Source organism: Burkholderia sp. Bp9004, assembly GCF_003858025.1.
In the GTDB taxonomy this organism is placed as follows: Bacteria; Pseudomonadota; Gammaproteobacteria; order Burkholderiales; family Burkholderiaceae; genus Burkholderia; species Burkholderia diffusa.
On sequence record NZ_QTQD01000031.1, the window covers coordinates 1 to 26,259 of the forward strand.

Annotated in this window: 20 protein-coding genes and 2 pseudogenes; 11 read left to right on the forward strand and 11 right to left on the reverse strand. The window is 57.8% G+C overall.

Translation table 11 applies throughout. The annotated features are described in order from the left end of the window. Positions 1-74: 74 nt before the first annotated feature. The 6 genes from DIE08_RS27475 to DIE08_RS27505 form a co-directional block, all read right to left on the reverse strand. A complete protein-coding gene (locus tag DIE08_RS27475) occupies positions 75-287 on the reverse strand; it encodes a hypothetical protein (RefSeq protein WP_124904640.1) in 213 nt (70 codons plus the stop codon). A gap of 85 nt (positions 288-372) precedes the next feature. After that, entirely contained in the window at positions 373-1,074 is a 702-nt protein-coding gene (locus DIE08_RS27480; protein ID WP_124904642.1) for a HEPN/Toprim-associated domain-containing protein, read from the reverse strand. Positions 1,075-1,324: 250 nt separating this feature from the next. After that, positions 1,325-1,972, reverse strand: a complete 648-nt coding sequence (locus DIE08_RS27485) for a HEPN/Toprim-associated domain-containing protein (RefSeq protein ID WP_124904644.1) — start codon at positions 1,970-1,972, stop codon at positions 1,325-1,327. Between the two features lie 1,021 nt (positions 1,973-2,993). Further along, positions 2,994-4,292, reverse strand: coding sequence for a TniQ family protein (locus DIE08_RS27495; RefSeq protein ID WP_124904646.1), 1,299 nt, complete (start codon positions 4,290-4,292; stop codon positions 2,994-2,996). Further along, positions 4,289-5,332 (reverse strand): ATP-binding protein, encoded by a 1,044-nt coding sequence (locus tag DIE08_RS27500; RefSeq protein ID WP_124904648.1) that lies wholly within the window; start codon positions 5,330-5,332, stop codon positions 4,289-4,291. The genes DIE08_RS27495 and DIE08_RS27500 overlap by 4 nt, the downstream gene beginning before the upstream one ends. Before the next feature lie 9 nt (positions 5,333-5,341). Then, entirely contained in the window at positions 5,342-8,044 is a 2,703-nt protein-coding gene (locus DIE08_RS27505) for a Mu transposase C-terminal domain-containing protein (protein WP_124904650.1), read from the reverse strand. Positions 8,045-8,190: 146 nt separating this feature from the next. Between DIE08_RS27505 and DIE08_RS27510 the strand changes: the two genes are divergently transcribed. The 4 genes and pseudogenes from DIE08_RS27510 to DIE08_RS27525 form a co-directional block, all read left to right on the forward strand. Next, entirely contained in the window at positions 8,191-8,448 is a 258-nt protein-coding gene (locus DIE08_RS27510) for a DUF6471 domain-containing protein (RefSeq protein WP_124904652.1), read from the forward strand. Between the two features lie 912 nt (positions 8,449-9,360). Beyond that, entirely contained in the window at positions 9,361-9,840 is a 480-nt protein-coding gene (locus tag DIE08_RS27515) for a hypothetical protein (protein WP_124904654.1), read from the forward strand. An 18-nt stretch (positions 9,841-9,858) separates the two neighbouring features. Next, positions 9,859-10,095 (forward strand): annotated as a pseudogene (locus DIE08_RS27520) (peptidase C45); the annotation flags it as partial. Positions 10,096-10,106: 11 nt separating this feature from the next. Continuing rightward, positions 10,107-10,385 (forward strand): annotated as a pseudogene (locus DIE08_RS27525) (SDR family NAD(P)-dependent oxidoreductase); the annotation flags it as partial. A 213-nt stretch (positions 10,386-10,598) separates the two neighbouring features. On the opposite strand, the gene DIE08_RS27530 reads toward DIE08_RS27525, so the two are convergent. Beyond that, on the reverse strand, positions 10,599-11,453 hold the full coding sequence (locus DIE08_RS27530; RefSeq protein WP_124904656.1) for an IclR family transcriptional regulator: 855 nt from the start codon (positions 11,451-11,453) through the stop codon (positions 10,599-10,601). Positions 11,454-11,719: 266 nt separating this feature from the next. On the opposite strand from DIE08_RS27530, the gene DIE08_RS27535 reads away from it, so the two are divergent. Both DIE08_RS27535 and DIE08_RS27540 read left to right on the forward strand, forming a co-directional pair. Continuing rightward, a complete protein-coding gene (locus DIE08_RS27535) occupies positions 11,720-13,522 on the forward strand; it encodes an FAD-dependent oxidoreductase (protein WP_124904658.1) in 1,803 nt (600 codons plus the stop codon). Between the two features lie 125 nt (positions 13,523-13,647). Further along, positions 13,648-14,400: a sugar phosphate isomerase/epimerase gene (locus DIE08_RS27540; RefSeq protein ID WP_124904755.1), complete on the forward strand. Its 753-nt coding sequence runs from the start codon at positions 13,648-13,650 to the stop codon at positions 14,398-14,400. 384 nt (positions 14,401-14,784) lie between these two features. Here the strand turns inward: DIE08_RS27540 and DIE08_RS27545 are convergent, their stop codons facing one another. Both DIE08_RS27545 and DIE08_RS27550 read right to left on the reverse strand, forming a co-directional pair. Further along, on the reverse strand, positions 14,785-15,525 hold the full coding sequence (locus DIE08_RS27545) for an SDR family NAD(P)-dependent oxidoreductase (protein WP_124904660.1): 741 nt from the start codon (positions 15,523-15,525) through the stop codon (positions 14,785-14,787). A 245-nt stretch (positions 15,526-15,770) separates the two neighbouring features. Beyond that, positions 15,771-17,102, reverse strand: coding sequence for an MFS transporter (locus DIE08_RS27550; RefSeq protein ID WP_124904662.1), 1,332 nt, complete (start codon positions 17,100-17,102; stop codon positions 15,771-15,773). Between the two features lie 387 nt (positions 17,103-17,489). On the opposite strand from DIE08_RS27550, the gene DIE08_RS27555 reads away from it, so the two are divergent. After that, the gene (locus tag DIE08_RS27555) at positions 17,490-18,338 is read left to right on the forward strand and encodes a sugar phosphate isomerase/epimerase (protein WP_124904664.1); all 849 of its coding nucleotides are present in this window, start codon (positions 17,490-17,492) and stop codon (positions 18,336-18,338) included. Between the two features lie 407 nt (positions 18,339-18,745). Here the strand turns inward: DIE08_RS27555 and DIE08_RS35755 are convergent, their stop codons facing one another. Together DIE08_RS35755 and DIE08_RS36740 are read right to left on the reverse strand one after the other, a co-directional pair. Further along, on the reverse strand, positions 18,746-19,324 hold the full coding sequence (locus tag DIE08_RS35755) for a hypothetical protein (RefSeq protein WP_185715899.1): 579 nt from the start codon (positions 19,322-19,324) through the stop codon (positions 18,746-18,748). 458 nt (positions 19,325-19,782) lie between these two features. Further along, a complete protein-coding gene (locus DIE08_RS36740; protein ID WP_409360412.1) occupies positions 19,783-20,112 on the reverse strand; it encodes an FRG domain-containing protein in 330 nt (109 codons plus the stop codon). 545 nt (positions 20,113-20,657) lie between these two features. On the opposite strand from DIE08_RS36740, the gene DIE08_RS27570 reads away from it, so the two are divergent. Genes DIE08_RS27570 through DIE08_RS27585 form a run of 4 tightly spaced genes read left to right on the forward strand, consistent with a single transcriptional unit; the run spans position 20,658 to position 26,168 of the window. Further along, on the forward strand, positions 20,658-21,404 hold the full coding sequence (locus DIE08_RS27570; RefSeq protein WP_124904668.1) for a gluconate 2-dehydrogenase subunit 3 family protein: 747 nt from the start codon (positions 20,658-20,660) through the stop codon (positions 21,402-21,404). A 5-nt stretch (positions 21,405-21,409) separates the two neighbouring features. Next, positions 21,410-23,188 carry a GMC family oxidoreductase gene (locus DIE08_RS27575; protein ID WP_124904670.1) on the forward strand — a complete coding sequence of 593 codons (1,779 nt, stop codon included), beginning with the start codon at positions 21,410-21,412 and terminating at the stop codon, positions 23,186-23,188. Between the two features lie 17 nt (positions 23,189-23,205). After that, positions 23,206-24,531: a c-type cytochrome gene (locus DIE08_RS27580; protein ID WP_409360413.1), complete on the forward strand. Its 1,326-nt coding sequence runs from the start codon at positions 23,206-23,208 to the stop codon at positions 24,529-24,531. 32 nt (positions 24,532-24,563) lie between these two features. Beyond that, a complete protein-coding gene (locus DIE08_RS27585; protein ID WP_124904672.1) occupies positions 24,564-26,168 on the forward strand; it encodes a methyl-accepting chemotaxis protein in 1,605 nt (534 codons plus the stop codon). Positions 26,169-26,259 lie beyond the last annotated feature (91 nt).

Consider the following 26,259-nt stretch of genomic DNA (forward strand, 5'->3'; position numbering starts at 1 on the left):
TCGGGCGCACGATGCAAAGCAGCAGTTTTTAACCTCGGACTCTAACTGCAGTTCGGACTAAAACCGGGGGCAGGTCAGCATCGGTTCATTGCAGTGACGAGATACATCAGGTCGAAATTCTGCCAGAACCGCGGACGTGGTTGATACACGTATTCCAATGCCAACGAGAGGCACATCGAGGTCAGGTGGGCTTCGTTGAATTGGCAATCCGCCATATACGTGTACAGCGCATCGGTCGTCCCGGCGTGAAGGTCTGCGGCTTTAAGTTGCATGTTGGTCTTCTTCATGTGAATTGTTCTTGCTTGGGCGAGTGTGGTAATTTCATTGGCGAGCAATAAAATTCGTATGCGGCACGTCACAGCGAAAGATGAGTTACGTTGCACTTCTCCCGGAAAGAATGAGGTCTTCAAAACAATATGTGGGGCCATACTCGACGATGTCGCTCACATCAAGAACACACTCTGCGTCATCCGGAACAATCTCTAGCATTGCGACTGCCATACATTCCAGGGATGTGCAGGGAAATCCAGACAGCAGGTGTCGTGGCTCTATATCGTCAAAATTCGGGGAATCGCGACCGGTAATGATGTCGACCAGTAGGTTCGATGGTGTGAGGCCTTCGCGGCTTCGCGTCCAATAATGAATGCCAGATTTAACCGCGTCTCCCAGTGCGTCGAGCCAATTGTCAAGCGTTGCCTTTCTGAAGGCCTCGGCGCGGGCTTGCGCTGTCTTTTCAGTCTCGAGATAGTGGTCCTGAAAGAAATATGGTGGATTTCTATGCCTAAATACCATATTTCTGTATTTAAGGAACTCAAGTTCCAGTGACGAACGGTCGTGGCCGGCGGTTGCAAGGCGCCGACGAAGTGTGTCTGCTCTCGTGAGATACAGATAGTCTGTTTCCGGTTTGTTCCAGTCATACGGGTCATCGGGCAAGGCGTGAGTGATTAGATTCCGTTGACCTTTTGTCCGCGTTCGAATGATTCTGTCATCGCGTACGAAGAGCCATCGACGATATTGGTCTCTCATGGAGTCAATCGGATAGCCACCAATTTTAATAAAAGCGTGGAGAGGCATAGTTACCCTCATTGCAGAAAGTGGATGCTACAAAAGTGCGCTGTCTATCTATGTTGCGCGTGTCCGTTGATCTGCACGCCATCACCGAATCGCGACGCTTCATAGGTACGTATAGTCGCGGGAACGTCTGATGAAGGCATAAAAATCGCCGCTTTGCCCGATTGAGGAAGACCCACCCCGCATCTAAAAGCCATGACGCACGGCACACCTACCTTGATATCAGTACGCGCGATTTTCGCGCATGCCGACATCAGACGGCGTTCTCTCGTGTCGACGTCAGGTCGTCAGAAAAAGGCACGAGTTCAAAAACGTCTAGGACGCACTCCGCGTCATCGGGTACGACTTCCAGCATTGCAAGTGCCATGCATTCCACGCTGATGCAGGGGAAGCCGCCAACCACATGACTCGGCAATTTGATACTGCTGGGCAGAGATTCCGGTCCCATAACGATATCGACCAGCGCATTTATGTCTATAAAAGGGTCGGAGTATTCAATGTGTTTGGCGCGCACCAAATGTCCGGAATTTCTAAACCTGATGGCCATTTTGAGCGCGAAAAACCAGTCATCAAGGCTCGCGAATCTAAATGCTTCTGCGCGTTGAACTGCGGTCGTAGTGTTACTGGTTTTGTCGTCTCGAAAGAAATATGGTGGGTCCCAGCGGCTGAAAACCTGGTCCATGTATTTCAGGTATTCGAACTCCAATGCTTTACGGTCGTAGCCGGCTGAATTGAGGCGGCGGCGTAGGGCGCCTGCAGTCGAGAGATACAGATGCTCGCTGACGCCGCTCGAAGACGGAGTGGCTCGCGTAGGGACAAATCCAGATTCGAGAGCGAACTGCCACGGCAGACCCCTGTTCTTCATGTAAGCGACCGGATACCCCGCAATCTTGAACTGCAAGCAAGCTTCCATAATGGTTTCATCTCCAAAACTGGTTATCCAATATCGAATTTCGATGTCCGTCGCTTTGCCGAGGCTTCAGCGACATGAGCGGCAGAAACAAGTGTGTATGCAATTTTGCATGCGAGTGATCGACTGGAAGGGTATAGTGCGACCGTGGAGTGATGATCGTGATTTTTCCAACGATTTTCGGTCTTTTTTGGAAAAGAAACGTTTTCCCCGAAACTCTCTCTGCAAATCAATGTGTTTTTGTGCGTCAAGCCTTCCGCCAGTCATCTCGATTTCCGAGCGTGGCTCTGACTGGGGGGCGATCTTGAGTTGACGCTTGGGTCGCGCAACGCTCGGCGGATGACGTCGCCGCTTTCGTACTGCTAGCCCGATCTGCGCAAATGATGGTGCTACCTCGCCAGGATGTCTCCGGAGCTCGAGATTCGTCGAGCAAGACCTGTCAGACCGGAGGGCGGTGAGGGGAAAAGCTGCGCGGCGCTTGCCGGCGACGAAAACAATCGATTGTGGTTCGGCGGTGGGATGCTTTCGCCGGGTGTCGGCTGCTCTGGCCGGCAGGGTGGTTGGGAGCGGGCTGCGGCCTGTTGATTCTCTTGCGATAAGGATGAGCCGGCCCCGGCGATCTCGACCAGAGCGCGGAAGCGATTTGCGGAACTCTTCCTCGGACAGTACCCTGCCTGCCAGCGCGTCCTTCAGCCCCTGCTCGGCATCGCCCAACAGGATTAGCCGGTCGTGCTCTGCCTCGAGGCGCGGTAACAGTCGAGCTTCCGTGCATCAACATTCGCGACGTACGCTGAGCCGTTCCTCGTCAGAACCTTCTCTGCACCGGCAACCACTTCCTCCGCCAGTTCCAGCAGATGCGAACACGCCTCGCTAATAGACACTATGTCGTGGACAGGAATTGACAGGACATGCGCAGTTCATGACTGGCGGCCGCAACGGCGGGCCTTGGCGGACGCGAAAGCGCCTTAGGTGACGGCCGACGCATGGCGGGCCGCACCTTTCGAAGATGAACTCAACGCTGTCCGCTCTTGCTCTTGGTCTCCTGCAGCAGTCCAATGACCCCTCTGAAACTGCCGAGAACCTCATTGGGGACCCGTCCTTTTAGTTCTCGCAGATTGAGGCCCTTCCCGTCAGCCAGAATATCTCGGCATGCGGTTTCGATAATCGTACGCGCAGTTTCTTGGCGTTGCGCACTATGTCGCTGCCTGCCGTGCTTCGCGTGCTCTGCGAGGATGCGGGTCTCTCTGTTGGCATTGTGATAGAGCTGACTCTTCGCGATGCCGAGGCGCCGCGCCGCCTCCTCAACACTGATGGTAACCGGCAATTGGCTCAGCGCGGTTAGCTCCGCGCGGACACGGTCCCAATCCAGAATGCGTGGCGCCGCACGCTTCTTGTGGTCAGGAAATAGCGACCTCAAAGAATGGATTTCGGCTTTGGCTGATGGCCAGTCAGAAAGGTCGCCAGTCAGAAGCTTTGGAAGCGCTAATCCGGTCTGAGAGGCAATACGCAGATGGCCAGGCAGGTTTGGAACGCAGTTCTCCTTCAGCCAGTAGTGCACGGTGACCTTGCTAAGCCCGATGCGTCGGGCAAACAACGCGTTTTTCCCGGTATCCAAGCGGGTGACCAATTCACGAATGGTATCCTGCAGTACATCACGCGTCGGAAATTTATCCAATGTAGCTTGTACTTCCAGCATTGCACCGACTTGAGACGCTATCCACGTTGCTTCCGGGGAGGCAGGCATAAGGCGTTCGACGTCGCCGAGGAATGCGCCGCAGTGCGCACACCATCCGGGAATGACAAAAGCAGAATTGTGCCGTGCATCTGGACGGCCGCAGTCCGGACAGACGTGAACCAGCTTCGTCCTGTGGCGAGGGCAAGCCGTGACGGTACCGATGTCCCACGCTAGCCGGAAATACGGTTTCTGACCTGTAGCACGGTCCTCCACCAGACATTGTGGACACCAGTGATGCGACGCGGATGCCACGCCCTGCTGGGCAACAACGTCACGCCACGTTAGCAGGGTCAGCTTGTCTAGGCGCTTAACGCTAGTCAATGCAGATAGGGCACTGGACCAGTCGGCCGCTGCGTCGGCCATCCCGCTGAGATTAACAGCATTCCAATCGTACCTTTCCGCAATTCGCCAACCCATAGCGGTTGCGACTACGCGTGAAAGCTCGGCAGCAGAGATGCTGTGAGATGCCGCCAGGCGGCAGAAATAGCTGAACAGGCTTTCGATTTCGGGGGTACCTATCCCGATCGGCGCGAGGGGGTTCAGCATCGAACGTGGAGTTACCGGTTGCGTACTCATTCAGTGCTCCCGCCCGAACTTGCCACTGGACGCTTCGGCTTCGGCATGACACGAGTAAGGCTTGGACCGATAGCGGCTTCTCCGTCGAGGATTTCCTCCAGTATCCGCTTGCGTTGTGCTTCATTGAGCAGCGCGCGCTTCAGGGCTTCGACCGACCACGCACCGTCTGCGTCGGCCAGCTTGGCGGCACGGACTAAAACGCTGCTCAACGTGCCAACGCATCCCAACGTATTGTCGAGCAGCGCCATGGTGTGACGCGAGAGCTCGTTTCCCCAAAGGTCGGGCAATGTTTTCTCGAAAGCCTGGATGCAGCGCTGGAAGGCGCGCACGTCTTCTGGCTTATCTTCTCGATAGCGCTCGAAATGAAGTACATGTGTGCGTCGCGCGAGTTGTCCAGACAGGGTGACCAGTTGATAGAGGTCATAGGAGCCCACCAGGACCATCTGCGTGCCACATTGATTTGCCAATGACTTCAGCGTATCGAGCTGGATTTCCAGCCTGTGTTGACCTCGCGTCTGGCGAATGATGTGAGCGGCCTCGTCAATGACGAGAAACTGCACCTGACGCTCGCGCAATCCGCGTTCGACTGCGGTGCGCAACGCGGCGAGGCTGCTTCCGTTGCCGCTACCACGAGGGCGCAACATCCGACCAGTCTGTGAATCGATTCCGTATGTCACTTTCGGCGAGTCGAGATTATCCCCGAGCTGAGCCAGAATCCTCTGGTAGAACAGCCGCCACGAGAAGTCGCTCTCGCCAGAGGCCGGCGCTTCAACGTAGATGGCCGGAATCATGCCCGCATTCGATTCCATCTGAGGGTAGGCATGTTCAAGCGCGGTGTCGACCATATGCCTGGCAAGCGTTGTTTTGCCAGCACCTGTTGGGCCGCACACGAGAAGAATGCTGTCCTGGCTCCCCGGATAAATCAGGGTGCCGAGGTCGGCCATTACTTCGCCGACACGGGTGTGCTTGATGCGTTTGGACGAGAGCGCATTGGCAGAGTCATTTCGCGCCGGCGGGGATGTATGGTTTTGTTGATGCATGGAACCACCTTAGAATTCTTCAAAGTCAGGAAGATCGTCGTCGCCTGAGGCCTCTTGCTGGGATATCGGCGAAAGAGGCATCGTTGGTTCCGGCTGTTCCGGGGCACTGGTTGTAGTCAAGGATTCATCGACGAGTCGGAATCGGCGGGGGGGAGCGACCGGTTCGATATTTCCGAATTGAAGGCTGCTGTATAGAGCCTTGTTTTCAGACTGACGCTCGAACTCGACGGCTAACGCACCTTCCGGTGTGAACGTCGACACGAACTCCCGAAGTCGTTGAGCAGCCCGTTCGTCGCCAGCAGATGTGCCGCTGCGACGGTTGAATTCCGCAGTGATGGCGCGTTGCTCGACGTCTGTCAGTTGCCCCAGGCCGTGCAGGTTTCGGCAAACGGCCCGCACCCATTCATCCTTTACGCGCACATAGACCGACGAGGCATCCCACGGGTCGTAACGGACCGGCAAGCTTTGGCCGCCGAGATGGGCAGATTTGAACGTCTCATTCCAGTAGAGCCGACTGTTCACCTTGACGCCGCGTTGGCGATCAATCTCTCGGACGCCAGAGCGGTCGACGGGTGGGCAGGTGGCAATCAGGAAGTCCCGGTTGAAGAGAATTTGTCGCTGAGGACGCGCGCCGCTCTCGCGCAAGCCACGCAAGTACGCATCTCGTGGAGATTCGTCAAGAGCAGGGTGAGTCGCTTCGTCGTAATACTCGCAGGCCCAGTGCCCAATCCCATAATAAAGTTGCTCGAGTGTCCACTGGGCGAGCTTTTCCGGCAGATGGGAACCAGTAACCATCCGTACGTTCTTCGTCGCTTTGGTATTGCCGGCCAGGTTGTGGACATATTCGGTGTGCAACCGACCGAACATACGCTCAAGGACGGCACCGTGCCGCGGTTGCCCTGCGGGACGGAAACGCAGATGCGTGCCCATCACGCGGAGAAACGACTCGAACGCTTGTGACATGAAGTCGCGGCCGTTATCGACAACAATGAACTCGGGGAGACGTTTGAAGCGGCGCACCATGTCGCGGACAACCATCATGACCGAGTGATAAGACGGTGGGTCGAACGTCAAGTAGAACGCAACTATGCGCCGCGACCAGGCGTCCACCGCCAGCGACAGCCAGGGACGGCCGAGTGGCTTGCCCGTTCGACTGGATATCAATTCGATATCGAGCAGAGTATGGTCGATATGGACGTACTGGAACGGCCGGCTACCATGCGCCGGTGTGTCGTAATAAAGGACGTCCACAAAGACGTTCTTCTGATACGCCATACGTTTCCCGTGACGCGTATGGATGTCCTCGTTGGTCTCCAGTGCCTTGATTCGCGCAATCAAGGTTGGATATGACGGAGCCGTCACGCCGGCTTTGTCGCATGCCACTTTCAATAGCAGGTGACATGCCTTGTAGTTGATGGCATTGCTGTCGCGCCACGCAGTATCGATAATGCGGTCCATCAATTCGAGCTGGTCCACGCTCAAGCGGGGGGTACGGTTGCCCTTGGCGCTGGTCCGCGGCACCAGCGCGACGACTTCATTGTCACCGTTGGCGAGAGCGGCAAGCCTGCGTGATTCCCAGCGCCGGAGCGTGCGTGACGTGACGACCTTCTGTACCTCTCGAGATTCAAGAAGTGACTGCCGCTGAAGAGCAAGTTCCAGGTCTTCCTTGGAGTAACGGCTCAAATCCGCACGAGGTTTCTGATTGCTTTGGACGACCGTGATTTGATGCTTCTCATGAGCGTCCTCGAGCCATGAACGGGACAATTGGATGCTGGACCCGTCTTGTCGATTGCAGACGACGTTTTCTTCGCCCACCATCACGATGGTCAACTCCTGGCCTTCGAACTGGAACTTCGATCCTTCGGCGACATCGAAGGCGAACCGGTCGACGCCGGGCAACTGGCCGACTTGGCTATCGGCAAGCATGAAGTCACGCAGCACCTCGTCACGATAGAGGCGAAACCGCCGCTTGTCGCTGAACGACTCCCGGTCGATGTCCGTTGCCACGTGATTGCCGGCGATGGCCTGGTTCAGTGCGTCCGCGTCGAATTCGTACGGGGCAGCAAGCAGTTCCCAGAAGGACAAGGAGCTCTGCTCGCGAAGTACTTCATGGAGCCGTGCCACAACATCCGCCGGGCATGGCTCTGCACCCGGATGAAGGTAATCGGCCAGATACAGAAGGTTTTCGACCCGGCGGCGAGGGATGGACTCGTCGCTGCAAACGCGATACCGAATACCGAGTCTGGCAAGCTGCTTCTCAATTTGCGGGGCGTACCATTGCCCGTCACTGCCCTTGGCGTAGCGATAGGGATACCGCTCTGCCAATCGTGCGAGTTTGGCCTCGGATTTCCATTCCTCAAGCGTGAAACCATCGTTGCGAATAGTGAGGAAATCCGGGACGTGCGTGATGGACCGGATTTCGCCAGTCGACTCATCAATCAGTGAGAGCTTCAGCTCGCACGGCTGCGCGTAGTATTCGAGCACATCAGCCGCATGCTCCTTGGTCACCGCGGCAGCAAATTCGATATGGCGGCTCTCCGTCCGGATGTCACGACACATTTTTTGACTGGCCAGGATGGTGATGACATTGCCGACATCGGACTTCACCTGGCGAACCGGTGCTTGGATTCGGGCGTCGAGAATAAGCTTTTGACCGGCGGGCGGCGTGCCCAGTCGGTCGAAGAGGCCGGTCAGTTGAGCCTTGTCCAGCATCACGTCGTCCAAAAAAATGGTGGATATGGACGTGTAGGAACCCCGGCTACCCATGTACGCCGAATCGGTCGTATACGACTGATTTCAGTCTGAGAGAATGTTGCAGAGACGGCCGTGGAGCGTCGGCACAAACTGGAGAGAGAAGGATGGGAGCGATGTCGCCCGAGGATCACGTGCAGGAGTCCCCCTACGCGCAATGGGAGGACCGCGCGAGGGAGTTGGTCGTTTCGGCAATGGTGCAGCGGAACTTGAGCTACAAGGACCTGGCCAGGCTGTTGGAGCCGTATGGAATAGAGGAGCATGCTGACCGGATAAACCGCAAGATCAACCGGAAGCGGTTTTCGGCGGCGTTCCTGTTGGCCTGCCTGGTCGCGATGAAGATTGAGTTCGTCCCCGTTTTCTAGCGAAAGCCAGGGTCCGGCGACAGCTTGTCCAATCGGAGCCTGACCGCCTTCCGTTCTTGCCTGTCGCATCGCGTCCCCCGCCATCGTACCCTTTCATAAAAAGGGGACCGGCGGAATCCGGCGTTCCGCTGCGGAGGCTACTGTGCGACGTCGGTCAAGTTGGCGTTGCGCCTTTGAACAAACTAGTAGATTTATGGGGCTCGTTCAAGGATGCGGCGCACATAATTCTGACGATGCTTTTTGCGTAAGTCCTCGTCGAATAATGGAGTTTTGAGCGGTGTACATTCGGAGGCCGAACTTTCCGTCGAGTTTACGTTGACGCGATGCTTTTGGGCGCTATACCTCTCTGTCACGCGTCGGCCGAGCACGAGCCGCCCGACGATAGGGCCGCCCCTTCCGCATGAAGGGCTTCGGTGAGTGACCGCTGGCGCGGACGGGCATGACCGGTGGCGCGCTGGGGAAAACCGGACGACCACGGGGGGAGGGTTGAGACAGTCCGGCGCGGTGGCGAAGACAGAGCCGCGACCCGGATGTCTGTCGGAACTATTCGACCTCGGAATGGTGGAAGGGCGGCGAGCGACAGCTGGCAGGGGCTCCGGCTATTCCGGTTCTGCTCACGTGAGGATCTCCTCACAAGCAATTCTCAAGGAAACATATCCTCACCCATGGATATGCCCGGTTCTCGAAAAGATATGCTTACGTGAGCATATCCTCCCCGTTGGCGCGCTTATTGAGTGTTGCGGCCGCTGCGCGGCTGCTGGCCAGAGGAGCGGTGTACCGCCGGTCTGCGTTGGCGGGGGTTCTCGTCCCGCATGAAGTCAGAGCAGATCGGTTTGTCACTCGAACCCCCGCTCAAGCATTAGTTGCACTTCACACTTCATCAATCGTTGGCGCTCCTGGAAGACCCTGTCGGTGCCGTTGACCATGCGGGACGGCGTCGTGATTCCCGATGAGGTGCGACGGCTCGTGCGGGTCACGTTCCGCGCCGTTGTGAAACGTCACCACCGACCGGCGCCGCACCGTCTGAACATGGTCGTCGACCAGCGGATGGTCAGCGTGAGTCCGTCGCACACAGCTTCGCACTTCCGGATGTGGGCGCGGCTGTCGACGCTCGAAAAAGGCAAGCCGGTCAATCTGCCGCTGCAGACGTATCCGCACTTCATGACGTGCGCCGACACTCGCGCGCTGACCGTGCAGGAACCATGCGCCCGCTGCGTCGTCATTTGTGCAAACCACATGGTAGACCGCGGCATTGGCCGCGAAATGATCGAGATGACGCGCGGAGGGGAAGTGGACAATTTGATCCGGCTCGCGTCACACAACAACCGGAAGCGAATTTCCACTTATATCAACATATGTTGTTTTGAATGTAGAATAAGAACCACGTGTTGACCGAAGCCGAGGTGTCGTATGTCGAAGCAGGATTGGGAGTTGCATCGGATAGAAGGCGAGCCATTTGAAATCGGCCGTCGGCTCGGCGAGTTGGCGCGCCCGGTATTCGACGCGTACATGGAGCAAAGTTCAGCTTGGCGTGCTGTTCAGCGATGGCGTGGTCATGCGTTTGTGAAGCAGATGCGAGACGCGGCGTTAGCGTACTTCCCTGATTACTTGACCGAACTCGATGGCATTGCGGCGGGCGTCGGTTGGTCGCACAACTCGGTCCGATCGACATTCTGGTATCGAATGCCGGGATACAGATCGTGAACCCGATGGAATCGTTCGCCTTCTCCGACTGGAAGAAGATGATGGGCATCCATCTGGACGGCGCCTTCCTCACGACACGCGCCGCGCTCGCGGACATGTATCGCGACGACCGCGGGGGCGTCGTGGTCTACATCGGCTCCGTGCATTCGCACGAGGCGTCGCCGCTCAAAGCCCCATACGTGACAGCCAAGCCTGGGCTGCTCGGTCTTGCGCGCGTGCTCGCGAAGGAGGGCGGGCCCCGGGTGAGCAGTACGATCAAAATGGAGTTTTCGGAACTTCGTGTCGAAACCGCGCGTCCCAGGTGGTCATGTCGGTGCGACGCGAAGTGTCACAGGGCGAGCCAGACCAAAAAACCTTCTGGCGCGGCCAAGGCAGGAAAGCGTGTGCCCGCTATCGTTGAGGTTCTCCGCGGACCCTCCCGAAAGCGAATACCGCCAGCGGTCTTGCTACGAAATGGCGCTTTCGCGAGCCGCTAGTGCGGCAATACCGGGACTCGTTAGAGCTGGGGAACCTGGAATCAGCTGAGCGATTTCACGAGCCGCTTCAATTAACAGAGGAGCGAACTCATGCAGCCGTTTTTCCGGCAGTCGGGAAAAAGGACCCGCCACACTGACGACACCGATCGGTTTTTTCGTGAGCGGATGAATTAATGCAGTCGCAATCGCCGCCATCCAGTCGGTAAAGGTCTGCACAGCAATAGCGTAACCTTGCTCGCGCGCGTCATGAATGTGCGCGAGCACCTCCGCGGCTGTCTCTGGTGCCCGGGGACCATATTCGTCGCGGCTTCCGTACCCCTGACTTTCGATGATCTTGATGGCCTCGTCATCATTCATTTTCGACAACCAGGCGTAGCCGGTCGCAGAGCAGGATAGTTTTGCAATCATGCCCATGTCAGGGTCGTACCGCAGCCCGGATCGCGCACCTTGCGACTTGGCGACCCACGTCAACTGGTCGTTATCTGCGACAGCGAGACGGACCAGTTCGCCCGTCGCCATAGCCAATCGGTCCAGTACCTGCTGTGCCGCATCAACGTAGCCGCTCGATGCAAGGTGACGAAACGCCAGCACCTGCAATTTCGTTGTCAAAACATACACTCCTCGGTCTTGCTCCTGGCGCACATAGCCATGATCCGAAAGAGCGGTCAGCAGGCGATGCGTCGCGCTGCGCGGGATACGCAATTGCTCAGAGATAGAGGTGAGCGACGCGCCCGTTTCGCTGCCCGCGAGCAACTCCAGAATCGCCAGCCCTCGGTCGAGCAATCCCGAGTAGCCGGGCTCGTGCGATGTTACCCCGCTTGCCATCTATACCTCCCTGCGTAGACGAACCAATCACGCGATTATATTGGAATTTTATTCCACTTGGTGTGGAACGGCCTTCCCTCCGAATCGCTTTCCCACGGCGAACGATTCGACCCCCTGCAATTCGCGAGCCCCCGCCCCTCTTGCGGCGCAGTTGCACCGGGACGTGTAGCTACGAGCACTGTCCAATAGTGGAAATGTGTTCCAGCGACAACGGAACAAACTTCCACTATACTTGCTTCATGATTCGGTAAGAAGAGGAGGCGGAGATGGCTGAGCGCGAGCTGCGCTGTGACTTGCTGGTGATTGGCTCCGGGGCATCTGGCTTAGCCGCGGCCGTCACGGCTGCCTGGCATGGCCTGAGCGTCATCGTCATCGAAAAGGACGAGGTTCTGGGAGGCGCGAGCGCTTGGTCCGGCGGCTGGATGTGGGTGCCGGGAAATCCGCTCGCGAAACGGGCGGGTATTCACGAAGACCCACAACAGCCGCGGATCTATCTGCGTAACGAGCTCGGTGCGCGCTACGACGAGACACGCGTCGATGCATTCCTAAATCACTGCGCAGAGATGGTCTCGTTCTTCGAGACCAACACCGAGCTCAAGTTCGTAGACGGCAACGAGATTCCAGACATGCACGGCCACACGCGTGGGGCCGCCGTTCGAGGGCATCAGGTTATTGCCGCGCCTTACGATGGGCGGAAGACTGGCGCGCTCATCAGGCGTCTGAGAAAGACCATGCCAGAGACGTCGGTCCTGGGCATGCCCATCATGGCCGGAGCTGATCTTTCTGCGTTTCTCACGGTGACGCGCTCCTGGAAATCCTTGTTTCATGTTGCGAGGCGCATTTCCCGACACCTGTTCGACCTCGCCGTCCATGGTCGAGCAATGCAGTTGGTGAACGGCGTCGCTCTGGTCGCCCGGTTGGCGAAATCTGCCGAGAACTTGGGCGTCACCATGATGGAATCGGCATCTGCAAAACATCTGATTCGTGACGCATGTGCCGTACGTGGTGCAGTCGTTGCCATCATGGAAGGCGACGTGCTGATCCATGCAGCGAAGGGCGTGGTGTTGGCCACTGGAGGTTTTGCGAATGACATTGCCCGTCGGCAAGCTCTCTTTCCACGAAACCCTACTGCCTCCGAACATCTCGCATTGCCACCGGCGAGCTGCAGCGGAGACGGCATCATGCTGGGCGAATCAGTCGGTGGGCGACTCGTGACGGACCTCGCGTCGCCTGCGGCGTGGGCTCCGGTGTCGCAAGTTGTCTATCGGGATGGGCGTGTCGGCCATTTTCCGCACATCATCGATCGTGCCAAACCCGGAATCATTGGCGTACTACGCAATGGCAAGCGCTTCGTGAATGAGGCCAATGGCTACTACGACTATACGAAAGCGATGATCGACGCAGTTCCGGAAGGAGAGGAAGTCGCATCGTGGCTAATCTGCGACCATCGTTTCCAACGGCGGTACGGGCTTGGTTATGCTCGACCGTTTCCAGTGCCCCTTGGCCGGTTCATCCGCAGCGGTTATCTGAAGCGCGGGGCTTCGATCCGCGCGTTGGCACACGAGTGTGGTATTGACCCCGAGGAACTTGCACAGACAGTGCGCACATTCAACGAGCATGCTCGGCGTGGGGAGGATCCCATATTCGGGCGTGGTTCAACACCATTTAACCGCAAAGGAGGGGATCCGCTGCATGACGGACCCAATCCCTGTGTCGCGCCGATCGAACACGGACCGTTCTATGCGGTCAAGATATTGCCAGGCAGTTTCGGGACATTCGCTGGACTGAAGACCAACGGCGCCGCGCAGGTGTTGGACGAGGACGATCGGCCGATTGTCGGTCTCTACGCAGTAGGTACCGATATGGCCAGTGTCATGGGAGGCTTCTATCCGTCTGGGGGGATCAATCTTGGTCCGGCGATGACGTTCGGATACATCGCGGGGCAGCATGCTGCGCGTGTCAGCATGCTAAGGAGCGGCGATGCCGAGGCCCCCGAAATGCCCAACCCCAATCAGGAGAGTGAGCGAGCGGCGGCGAGTGGCGGTCCCGATGGCGTGCAGATTGTATAAGGCTCGCAGGACTGCCTAGCGGTCAGAAGTTCAGAAACAACCTCATCGAGCAGGAGGTGATTGTGCACGAATCTCGACCATTGTCGCTGGCTGCATTGACGGTTCTCGAACTGACACCGCTACAGATGGTTCAATGTGCTTTCGAGTCCGGATATGACTATGTCGGTTTGCGACTGGTGCCCGCGACGGAAACTGAGGTACATCACGATCTTGTAGGCGATATTGCGCTACGGCGCGAAGTACTCGTTGCGTTGCGCGACACGGGGGTGCGCGTTCTCGATGCGGAGATATTGCGGTTGAAACCCGAAACTGATGTATGCGCCTATCTGCCGATGCTGGAGACCGCAGCTGAACTTGGCGCACGATACGTGTTGGTGGCCGGGAACGATCCAGATGAGAGCCGCCTGGTCGACAATCTCTCGCGACTTTGTACGCTTGCTGAGCCGCTGGGCCTTCACCCATGCGTCGAGCCGATGCCGTGGACGGACGTCAAAGATATCGAGGCGGGCGCGCGCATCGTCCGTGCGTCGGGCCGCAAGAATACAGGACTAGTCGTCGACCCGATTCACTTCGATCGTGCCGGCACGTCAGTCGACGTACTACGCGCGTTGCCACGCGAGTACTTTGGCTATCTGCAGTTTTGTGATGCCCGCCCACAACGCCCGACTGACCTCGAGACATTGCTTTTTCAGGCCCGTTGCGAACGCATGATTCCTGGCGAGGGCGGCATCGACCTTCAGGGCATTCTCCGCGCTCTGCCGATGAATCTGCCAGTAAGTGTGGAGGTTCCCAACCAGCGCTGGGCGCGGAGCGCTCCGGCACCTGAGCGCGCGCGCCGATTGCGTGAGGCGACGCTCGCAGTAATCCAGTCGGTTTAGGGGGCACAAGGCGGATTGTTGGGGGTGTACACATCCGGAATGCGGGGCAGTTTCGAGCCGGCCACGACGACGAGCGGAGATTCTTGCCCGCGTTCATATTCGACCGTGCTTGTATGCTTCGGTTTCGCTTCTTCCATCGTGCAATCAACCATTGCGGCATCGTACTTTTACATCAGGATGACGCATGGAGCCATCCAGTGACGCACCTCGAGTAGCCGCGACCGCGTGAAGGTCGCTGATTAGCGCTGCCTCACATGACATTGCAGTCGGCCACAACAGTCGCTCGATCGGTGTGTGCTGCCGATTCGTGCATGTGCCTCGCTTCTGCGCTGCGCATCAGATCGAGTTCCTGTCCCGGCCTTGCGGCCATGCGCATTTGCACCGTCAGTACGTGGCGCGTCCACCGGAGAGATCGAAGGTGAAGCCGGTCGTAAAACTGCACTCGCTACCTGTCATCCAGGCTACCATCGCGGCGACTTCTGGGATCGTCACGAAACGGCCCATTGGAATCTTGGCTTTGATTGATGCGATGAATTCCGGCGTCATTTGCTTCAGCAGATCGGTTTCTGCCATCGTTGGAGCGATGCAGTTTGCAATGACTCCCGACTCCGCAAGTTCCTTGGCTATCGACTTTGTGTATGCGATGACGCCACCTTTGGACGCCGCGTATGCACTGCCACCTGGATTTCCCTCTTTCCCTGCAATGGACGCAACGTTGACAATTCGACCGTATTGGGCGGCGCGCAATTGCGGAATGGCGACATGGCAGACGTTAAAAACGCCTGTGAGATTAATGTTGAGTACACGATGCCATTGATCCGCCGGATATTCCCAGGTTGGGTGAATCGGTCCGTTAATGCCGGCGTTATTGACTAGTATTTCGATGCGACCTGCGGCCTTCAATGCTTCGTTGAAGGCGGTCGTTACTGAATTCAGATCTGAAACATCTACCTTCTGCGTCAGAAGGGGACTGAAACCTGCTTGAACGGCGTCAAAGTCGCTACAGTCAACATCCCAAATGATGACTCGCCTGCCATCGGCTGCAAGTCGTTGCGCGATGCCAAGACCGAGGCCGCGCGCACCGCCGGTAACGAGAGCTGTTTGAATCGAATGTGCATCCTTCATATGCTTTGTTCTCCAAAGTTAATCTCGCCCAAGCGCTGCCACGAAAGTTTCCCTGCGGTGAGCGCTTGAACGTTTTGCGCAACAACTACGAACCTTGCTGCTAGGGTGACATGTTCCTGACGGGTTATGCCGGATGCCATAATCCGCCAGAACAAGTCGATAGTACGCATTCGTCCGGGCGCGCTTCCTGTGTTGACTTCTTTCTATACGAGCCTGCGGTAGTCTCCTTGCGCCATCAACGCCGCTCAGTCGCGCAAATTCACCCAGCGGTACGACAACAAACTGGTTAGCCCGCCAATGAGGCAGAGCCCACCGAGCAGGAGTGCAATAGGATGGTACGAGCCGTGAGCACGGTTGACCAATGCGGTCGCGACTAGAGGCATGAATCCACCGGCCGCACCAGCAAGAGCGTAGCCGAAGCCAGCACCGCTGTAGCGAACCTTTGTATCGAACATGCCGGCGAACCAGACAGGCTGAACAGCCGTCGCCATGTTATGGCAGACGTTGATCAAGGCAAAAAAACCGAGCGTGATGAGCGGGATCGAACCTGTATGCAATGCATGAAAAAACGGAACTGCTGCTGCGGCCCCTACGACCGAGCCGATCGCATAAAACCAACGTATCCCAAAGCGGTCCGCGAGCTTGGCGAACGTGGGCAGCGTGACCATGGCGAGCGCCATCGAGATCATCGATGCAATCATCACATTGCTGGGCGGGACGTGTGTGTAATTCGTCACATAGGCCAATGCGAAAGTGAACGCCAGATAATAGGTGCTTTGATCGAGCAGTCGCATCCCGATGACTGCGAGAATCTGCAGCGGATTCGTTCGGAGAACGATTCCGAGGGGGGCGCCGGTTTCAGCATGGTGCTTCTTCACTTCGTCGAACGCTGTCGATTCTTGAACGGACCGACGGATCCACAACGCTACGGACGTCAGAAAAATGCTGAGCAAGAACGGAATACGCCAGCCCCACGCCATGAATTGATCGTGGGTCGTCAGTTTCTGGCATAAGAAGAAGACCGCAGTACCAATCAGCAACCCAACGAAAGAGCCGGTCTGGACGCCGGCAGACAAAAAGTTTCGTCGTCCCCGAGGCGCGCTTTCGACTGCCATTAGCGCTGCGCCGCCCCATTCACCGCCGACAGCAAAGCCCTGGATTGCGCGCAGCGCCACCAGCATGATTGGCGCCCATATACCCACCATTTGGTAAGTTGGCAAAACTCCGATCAATGTGCTCGCGAGTCCCATGATGAGAACGGTCAAAAGGAGCATCGTCCGCCGCCCGATCTTATCGCCGAAATGGCCGAACACGGCTCCGCCGATAGGGCGGAAAAGGAAACCCACCGCGAACGTACTGAAGGCGATCAGTAGTCCCGTTGCGGGCTCGCTGGAAGGAAAGAACAGTGGAGAAAACACCGTCGCAGCGGCGGTGCCGTATAGAAAGAAGTCATACCAGTCAATGACGGCGCCCAGCGAGCCGGCAAGCGCCGCCCGGCGCGCGGACGTGTCGGCTCTGGACGAAGAAGGCTGGTTGCGGGCACGGGACGGATCCTGTGCTTTAAGGTCGGGTGTCATCCTCTGCTCCAACGTTGGTTTGGTCGTCCGATGGTCGAGAAGCTCCGCTATGCGCAACGTGTTCGACGTGTCGTCACCACGTTGGCGGGCTCAGGCCACCGGTTACGCAATATTGGCACACGCAACGCAAAATTGGAATAGAATTCCATCATATATGGAATGTTATTCCATGCGATGGTCCGGATACTGGCCGAGACGTTGTCTGTACGAGCCAACCGTTGAGATGTGAAAAGGGCAGAGCAGCCTTGGAAGGTTTGCGCCAGCGGGCGTCGGGATGGCGCGATCCGCCCCCGTCTCGCAGCGTCTTCTTCGGTTTGCGGGGATGGAAAGATTTCCGGGTCCGAGCATGAAGTAGGGTTTTCTACAATCTGGGAATAGGTGACGCACATGAAAGCAAACATTGAGCTCCGTAACATGTCGTTGGCGAACCTCACGGTTGGCCGCACGCCACAGGCCGAGCTTGTCTCTGCTGCAGCAGAATCGGGTTTCGGGAAAGCAGGTCTGCTTGTAATGACTGCTACTGCTCAACCTCTGCAGCATGAAGTGCTGGGTAGACCTGAAGTCATCCGGGAAATTAAGGCGACGCTACGCGAAACCGGGGTTCGTGTTTTCGACATCGAGGCATTTGTTCTGTCGCCATCGACTGATCTAGAACGTTTCAAACCAGCGCTCGAACTCGGCGCAGAGCTCGGGGCGTCACATATTTCGTCAATTGGCACGGAACTCGCGTCCGACGCGCGTTTTCTATCTCACGCGCAGCGCGTTGATCTTTTTGGTCGTCTATGTGATTTGGCCGCGGATTATGGCCTTACCGTAGGCGTGGAATTTATGTTGTACCGTGATATCGGAACGTGGCGGGACGCATTGAACCTTGTAGAGGCTGCGGGCAAGTCCAACGCCGGACTGATTCTTGATGTTCTGCATTTTTACCGGGGAGGCGGCACGCCATCGGACATCAAGCAAATTCCGGCGAAGCGAATCGCATACGCACAATTGTGTGACTGTTCACATCTGGCGCCGCCCCTAGAGGGACTGGCAGTTGAGGCGCGTACGTCACGGCTTCATCTCGGCGACGGCGCTATCCCATTGCACGGAATCCTTGACGAACTCCGAGAAGATATTCAACTAGTCATAGAGACTCCCATTGCTGCCGAGACCACGTCTTCTGCCCTTGTGCGGGCACGGTCTGCCGCGCAAAGTACCGCAGCTTTCTTTAATACGCTGTGCCCGGTTTAGGATCCGTAGGTTCACGGAGCTGCGGATTGACGCCGGCTTTCGTCAGCGCAAGCACGGCAGATGCGAAGTGCGGCGTAGTTTCAGCATCCCAAGACCAGCTGTGCTTTAACGGATCGAAGATTGGTCAGGGCCAAGGCGCGAGGAGGGTTGCAACGTGGTACGGAAACCACGTTCGCGGCACTGCCAGGTTGCCACGGGAATTCGTAGCTATCATTGAAATTCCGACGCGCAAGCCAATTCGTTGACGTCAGGATTGAGCTCTCCCAAGATGATAAGCACTCGCTCCAACTGGCTCGCCGCAGTACCGGGACCTAGCCATTTTGTGGGCGCGGCATATCATGAGGTGTAAAAGGCAGGGATATGCGAATGAAGAAGAAACGAACGTCGCCGGCCCTGGTCCTGGCAGGTCAGCGAGCCGTGTGGCCCTTCATCACCGCATCGCGATACACTCGAGCCGCGAGCATTCCTGTCCTCTCAACAATTCGACCGGCTGCCGCTTCCTCGATGCAATGCAGCGCATCGAGTGCGCCGTCGCCGCAGACATCGCCGTCTTGCCGTGCGAATTCGAGTTCCTCTGCCATTCCTTTCTTGGCCAACTGGGCCGAAATCCAATCGAAAGCGGATGCTCCGTCCATTGGTCGCATGTGCATCGGCAGCGCCCTCAGCATTTCCGCATTCGCTTCGTCGAACGCGTTGACGCGCACGTATTCTTCGACGTCCGCGAGCAGCCTATTCGCGCCTCCTGAGGCATGACCGGCGCTGTTCGTTACGGCACGCCAATCGGGAATGTGGAGACTGAGCGCCCGAACGAGGAACGCGATGTTGAAGTCCCGCCAGAAGCGCGGATGAGTCTTGTAGACGTACTCAAGTGCCAGAGAAAGCGTTGCGGCGGTCAGGCAGGATGCATTGAATCGGCAGTCACGCATGTACGCGACCAGCGCGTCGACGGTTCCAGCGTGGGCTTCTCGAGTTGCTTGGAATTGCATGGTTTGTGGAGAGGAGTGGGCTTGGCGAGTATAGGAGCGCGGCCCGGGCATGACCGTACCTAAATTGCGGGTCCTCGGCTGCCGAATCTCAGTCGTGCCGGAGCGCCGAACTGGACTACAAATGTGGGGGCTCGCGCCCGAAAACACAGTCCATAGCCCCGTCGAGAGTCTGAAATCGACCGGGCCTCAGGGTAGCTTGCGGCAACCGACGCTCATGCCCGCGAGCTTTCCCTGTCGCGCCGAAAACGCAGCGCCGACAGCGCTTCCGCCCCGTCTGGCACGCTTTCCATACAGATTCGGGCTGAGTCCGAGCCGGCTCAACATCTCGTCGCCCGCGCGCAAGTGCGTGCGGCAAATGTATTGCGCCACACCATCCAGATCTGGATAAAGAACGGCGCTGGTGACGCCGGCATTTGCCAGTTGCATGCGCATCGGACTGAACGCTGCGTGAGGAATCGTCACATAGCGCAGACGGTCGCGGTATCCGCGGTTCGTCTCGAGAGAAACGTGGCTGATGGACTCGGGCGGATTGCGATGAACGTGAACCAACCGTCTTGGGCAGCAATGCGACGCGATACGTGGCGCGGCCGAACCAGTCGTGTCTGCGGAACATCAAACGGCGTATCACGTTCCGTCGCTGTCATCAGGTCCTTGTCCGTGTAGGGGAACATCCAGACCGCTGCGGGCTTGTCGTCGTCGACCGCTTCATTTACGGCGAACCAGAGCGCAGTCGATGCGCTCCCTGACCAGTCGAGCAGCCGAGTGGGCATGCCGTGATGCTGTGCAATCGCGAGCCAATCCGCGTGTTACGGACCGGGCTATTTGAGAAGTGGTGTCCCGCGCTATTCTGGGTGAAACGAAAGTGGCTGTCTCGCGCTGTGATGGAAAGGCATGGTTTCCACCCTGTGCACTTGATCGGCGCCCTCGTCGCTGCTTTCTCTTCTTGATCACGCTGAAGATGCCAGACGCCGCGCTGCGCAGTTCGGCTCATCCCTCGCCCGTTATGGACTAGCGGGACGCATTTCATTCTGGCTTGTCTTGCGCTCGAAGTGCGCTCCGGACGCCTTTAGGCACGCAGTCTTCCAGACTGCCATCCATTGTCGGGTCGCAGCGGAGAAGGTTTTCTATCAGTCATTTAAAGTTTTTTTGCGTTGTTTGACGGTGAGCGGTCCCAGACAATGCGCGCTAGACCATAGCGCGCGCACCGTCAACACTTTCGGACTGCAGAGCGAGGGATCGGAGTTCGGTTCGTTGGTTGGTATTCGTTAGACGCTACTGATATTGAGCGGCGGGGCGTCTTGCATTTATAACTCACAATACCAGGTGTGAAGCCATGTCTCATCAGGAGGAGCCGCGTCGTCGCTTTTTGCGGCAGGTGTTGGCGATCGTGCCCGTCGCGACCGTTTCGACCGGGGTAACGCTGACGCAAAGCGCGTGCGGTGAACGCAACGATAGCGCTGCTTCCGCCTCAGCCACCAGCGCGGAAGATAACGACGCATCCTACCATCCCACTTTCTTCAGTGACACGGAGTGGGCGTTCGTTCGCGCTGCTGTCGATCGATTGATTCCCGAAGATGATCTGGGCCCCGGTGCGGTGAAGGCTGGGGTGCCGGAGTACATTGATCGCCAGATGGAAACACCGTACGGCCACGGCAAACTCTGGTATATGCAAGGGCCGTTCCATCCCGACCAGGCGGCGGAAATGGGTTATCAACTCAATATGACGCCGCGAGATATCTATCGCCACGGCATCAAGGAATGTGACGAGTACTGCGCGAAACAGTACGGCGGGAAGACATTCACGCAACTTGATACACACAATCAGGAAGCGGTGCTACGCGACATCGAACACCAGAAGGTTCACTTCGAAGCGGTCCCGGCTCGCACGTTCTTTTCGTATCTACTCGGCAATACGAAAGAGGGCTTCCTCGCCGATCCCATGTACGGCGGCAACAAGGGCATGGTGGGCTGGAAGATGGTCGGCTTCCCGGGCGCGCGCGCGGATTTTCAGGACTGGATCGAGCAGCCCGGGGTGAAGTATCCGTATGGCCCTGTGTCGATCAACGGCAGGCGGGGGTAAGCGCGGTGGCAATCAAAAAAGACAAGATCGATTGCGTCATCGTCGGGTTTGGCTGGACCGGAGCAATTCTCGGCCAGGAACTGACGGACGCGGGGCTCAACGTCGTCGCGTTGGAGCGCGGCGCCATGCGGGATACGCCAATAGACGCCAACTATCCGAAGGTCATCGACGAACTCAAGTACGCGGTGCGCGGCGAGCTTTTGCAAGATCTTTCGTCGGAGACCGTGACGATTCGCCATGGCGTCGACGATCTGGCTGTGCCTTATCGCCAGCACGGCTCATTTCTGCTCGGCAATGGCGTGGGTGGCTCTGGTTTCCACTGGAATGGCATGCACTACCGGATGCTGCCGGAAGAGCTTCAATTGCGCACGCGATACGAACAACGCTACGGCAAGAAGTTCATCCCGGAAGGGATGCAAGTGCAGGATTTCGGTGTGACGTACGAGGAAATGGAGCCGTTTTTCGACTTCGCCGAAAAGGTATTCGGAACATCGGGCAAGGCGGGCAACCTGAACGGGAAGTTGCAAGCGGGAGGCAATCCGCTCGAGGGAATCCGTAGCAGCGAATATGCGACGCCGCCGCTCAAGAATGGCCTTGGAGCATCGCTGTTCGAAAAGGCCGCTCGGGAAGTCGGCTTCCATCCGTATGCCGCACCGGCCGCCAATGCCTCGCAGCCCTACACGAACCCATATGGTGTTCGTCTCGGGCCATGCAATTTCTGCGGCTTTTGCGAAGACTTTGGCTGTTACATGTACTCCAAGGCTTCGCCCCAAACCACGATCCTACCGGTGCTGCTGAAGAAGCCAAACTTCGAACTCCGTACGAAAGCATACGTGACCAAGGTGCTGCTCACGGCGGACAAGAAGCGCGCGACAGGCGTGATTTACATTGACGCGCAAGGCCGCGAAGTAGAGCAGCCGGCAGAAATGGTGATCGTCGCTGCTTTCCAGATGCACAACGTACGCTTATTGCTACTTTCCGGCATCGGCAAGCCCTATGAACCGAAGACTGGCGATGGCGTTGTTGGTCGCAACTACGCGTACCAGATGAACGGGGGCATCAATGTCTTGCTACCAAAGGGAACGCAACTGAATCCGTTTGTCGGTGCGGGCGCCGGTGGTGTCAGCATGGATGATCTGAACGGCGACCAGTTCGACCACGGTCCGCTTGGCTTCCTTGGCGGTGCCAGCGTTCGCCATGTCCGGACCGGTGGCCGGCCGATTAAGCAGGCACAGACGGTTCCTGGCACGCCAACCTGGGGCAGCGCTTGGAAGGCGGGCGTCAACGACGCGTACCAGCGCTATATGACGATTGCTATCGCGGGTTCGGTGATGCCGTACCGGGACGCGTACCTCGATTTAGACCCGACGTATCGGGACAAGTATGGCCAGCCACTCCTTCGCATGACGTTCGACTGGCATGACAACGAGTACGCGATGCTGGACTACATCGGCACGCGTATAGAAGAGGTCGCCAAGGCGATGAGACCGGAGAAATACTTCCGCGCGATCCGCAAAAAGGGACAGCGCTATGACACGCGTGTATATCAATCAACCCATACGACGGGGGGGGCGGTGATGGGTTCGTCGCCGCAAACAAGTGTCGTGAACAAGTACCTGCAATGCTGGGACGTGCCGAACGTTTTCGTGTTGGGCGCTTCCGCATTTCCCCAGAACATGGGCTACAACCCGACGGGGATGGTGGTTGCGCTCGCCTATCACTGCGCAAAGGCGATCCGAGAACAATATCTAAAGAACCCAGGCGTTGCGCTGGTTCAAGCTTGAAGAGCACCGCGATGACGATGAAGAAAATGATGGCAACCGTCGTGTCGTCCGCTGTGCTCATTGGCGCCGGATGGACTGCATTTGCGTTCGCGCAGAGCCCGGCGTCGGCCCCCGCCGTCGACACGGCGATCGCAAAGCCCGCGGCCACGGCCGCCACTCGTACCCTGATCGAGAAAGGCCGTTATCTTGCAGTTGCTGGGGACTGTATCGCGTGTCATACGTCGAAGGGCGGGAAGCCGTTCGCGGGCGGCCTCGCGATCGATTCGCCGATCGGCAAGATCTATTCAACCAACATCACGCCGGATAATGAAACGGGTATCGGCGGTTATACATTCGAGGATTTCGACAATGCGGTGCGTCGTGGTATCGCAAAAAATGGCGGGAGCCTTTACCCCGCGATGCCGTATGTGTCGTACGCGAAGATTAAGCCGTCCGATGTGAAGGCCCTCTACGCATACTTCATGCACGGCGTGCAGCCTGTGTCTGAAGCCAATATGTCGGCCGACATTCCATGGCCGTTGTCGATGCGCTGGCCACTGCGCTTCTGGCGAATGGCGTTCGCACCGGAGGTGGTAAGCGACGACAAGCCTGCCTCGAACGACCATATCGCGCGCGGCCGCTATCTGGTCGAAGGACTCGGACACTGCAGCGCATGCCATACCCCGCGTGGTTTCGCCCTGCAGGAAAAAGTGCTTGCCGACGATGGGAAGATGTTCCTCTCGGGTGGCGTCATTGATGGCTATCTCGCCAAGAACCTGCGGGGCGACGAGAGCGACGGACTCGCGAAGTGGACAGAAACGGATATCGTCGCGTTCCTAAAAAGCGGCCGCACCGCACACTCGGCTGCCTTCGGCAGTATGGCGGAGGTTGTACAGGACAGCACGCAACTTATGGCCGATGCGGATCTACGGGCGATTGCCGCTTATCTGAAGTCGCTGACGCCGGCAGATGGACCGAAGAGGGCGTTGACTGCCAACACCACTGCATACAAAGCGCTGCGTAGGGGCAGCGATCGTAGCAACGGCGCGCTGACGTTTCTCGACAACTGCGCGGCGTGTCACCGTACCAGTGGAAGCGGCTACGACAGCACCTTTCCGACGCTTGCGCTGTCGACGGTGGTCAACACGGACGATCCGACGTCTCTGATACACATTGTCCTAGCTGGCGATGAGATGCCGTGGACGCAGGCCGCTCCGGCGCACTACGCGATGCCGGGTTTCGGCTGGCGGCTGAGCGATCGTGACGTTGCCGACGTCTTGACTTTCGTGCGCGCGAGTTGGGGCAACCATGCGCCAGCAGTGACCGCAGAGCAGGTTGCGAAGGTGCGCAAGGCCGCCAAATGACATCGCATTGTGCGGTCAATTGAAAAAAATGAATGCGATCTAACCATAGGCCTGTTCGGGGAGTCAAGGTGTCTCATTTGCGTCTTAGCATTAACGGGCGTCTCGCTGTGGCGATGGCGTTCTTGGGGGTATTGCTCATCGGAGTCGGTGTGGTCGGCTTGGCCGGCATGGCGGTGAGCAACGCCGCCAACCGGCACACCTATTCCGTGCAGATGCCGAAATCGATAGCCGTTGGCGAAATGGTCATCAATGTCGGGCGCCAGCGGACATCACTCGACCGCGCGGCCATAAACCCCGGCTCCGAAGATGCAGCGAAGATGTACGAAAAAGACAAAGAAGTAAGTGCTGCGGCTAGCAAAGCGTGGAAGCAGTACCTCTCGTTGCCGCGCGACGCCGGGGAGGATCGACTCGCGTCCGAGGTGACGACCCAATACGAGGCGACCGAACGTGAGCTCGATATTTTTCGGCAGGCAACCATGCGGGCCGATCGCGACGCGATTCTTAAGCAGATGGTGGTCGTCGGTAAGGTGTACACCGACATGCAGAACGCCGCGACGCGCCTTAAGGGGTACCAATTCCAGCAATCGGAGCGAGCTTATGAGGTAACCGAGCATCGCGACGAACTCTTCCGCGCGGGAAGCGTATTGGCGATCATGGCAGGCCTCCTCGGCGCGTTTGGCAGTTGGTACTACTTGCGTCGTGCGATTCTCGGTCCGGTGAACGAGGCCGTCATCCACTTCGAGCACATCGCCGGCGGGGACCTGAGCCGCGATATCGAGGTACGGACGGACGATGAAATGGGACGAATGTTGCGCGCGCTCGTCGCCATGCAGGATAGTCTCACGGTCACAGCTGTGTCGCTGCGGGAGGGCAGTGAAGCGATTGCAATCGCGACCCGCGAGATAGCCGCAGGGAACGCCGACCTGTCGACTCGTACCGAATCACAGGCAGCGTCTCTTCAAGAGACCGCATCCAGCACTGAGGAACTTTCAGCGACTGTCAAACAGAATTCGGAAAATGCGCTGCACGCGAAGGAATTGTCGTCGTCCGCCTCGCAGATCGCGCAACGGGGGTACGAAGTCGTGGCTCGAGTCGTTGGCACGATGAACGAGATCAGCGAGAGCTCGAGTGCGGTTGCGGACATTACGTCGATCATCGAGGGTATTGCGTTCCAGACCAACATTCTCGCGCTGAACGCTGCAGTGGAAGCGGCCCGCGCGGGCGAGCAAGGGCGCGGATTTTCGGTTGTTGCGGCCGAAGTGCGGACTCTCGCGCAGCGGTCGTCGGTGGCGGCTAAGGAAATCAAAGAGCTCATCGCCAATTCAAGCGCACGGGTAGAGACCGGCGCGAAACTGGTCGAGGAGGCGGGCCGGACGATGGCGGAACTTATTGCAGCGGTTTCTCGTGCGCATTCGATCATGGGCGAGATCGCCGACGCGTCCCGCGAGCAGAGCAACGGCCTGGATCAGGTCAGCGTAGCCGTGAATGATATGGATAGAGCGGTACAACAGAATGCAGCATTGGTAGAGCAAGCGGCTGCCGCCACGCATTCGCTACAGCAGCAGGCGCAATTGCTTTCGGATACGGCGGGAAAATTTCATGTACGCGACGGAAAGATCGTAGCCCATCGGCTATAGCAGCCGTGAAAAGCTGCTCACGGATGCACTCACCGCTTCGTCGACGAGCAACGGGAAGGGTGAGGTCCGTGGGCGAAAAGGCTATATCTGG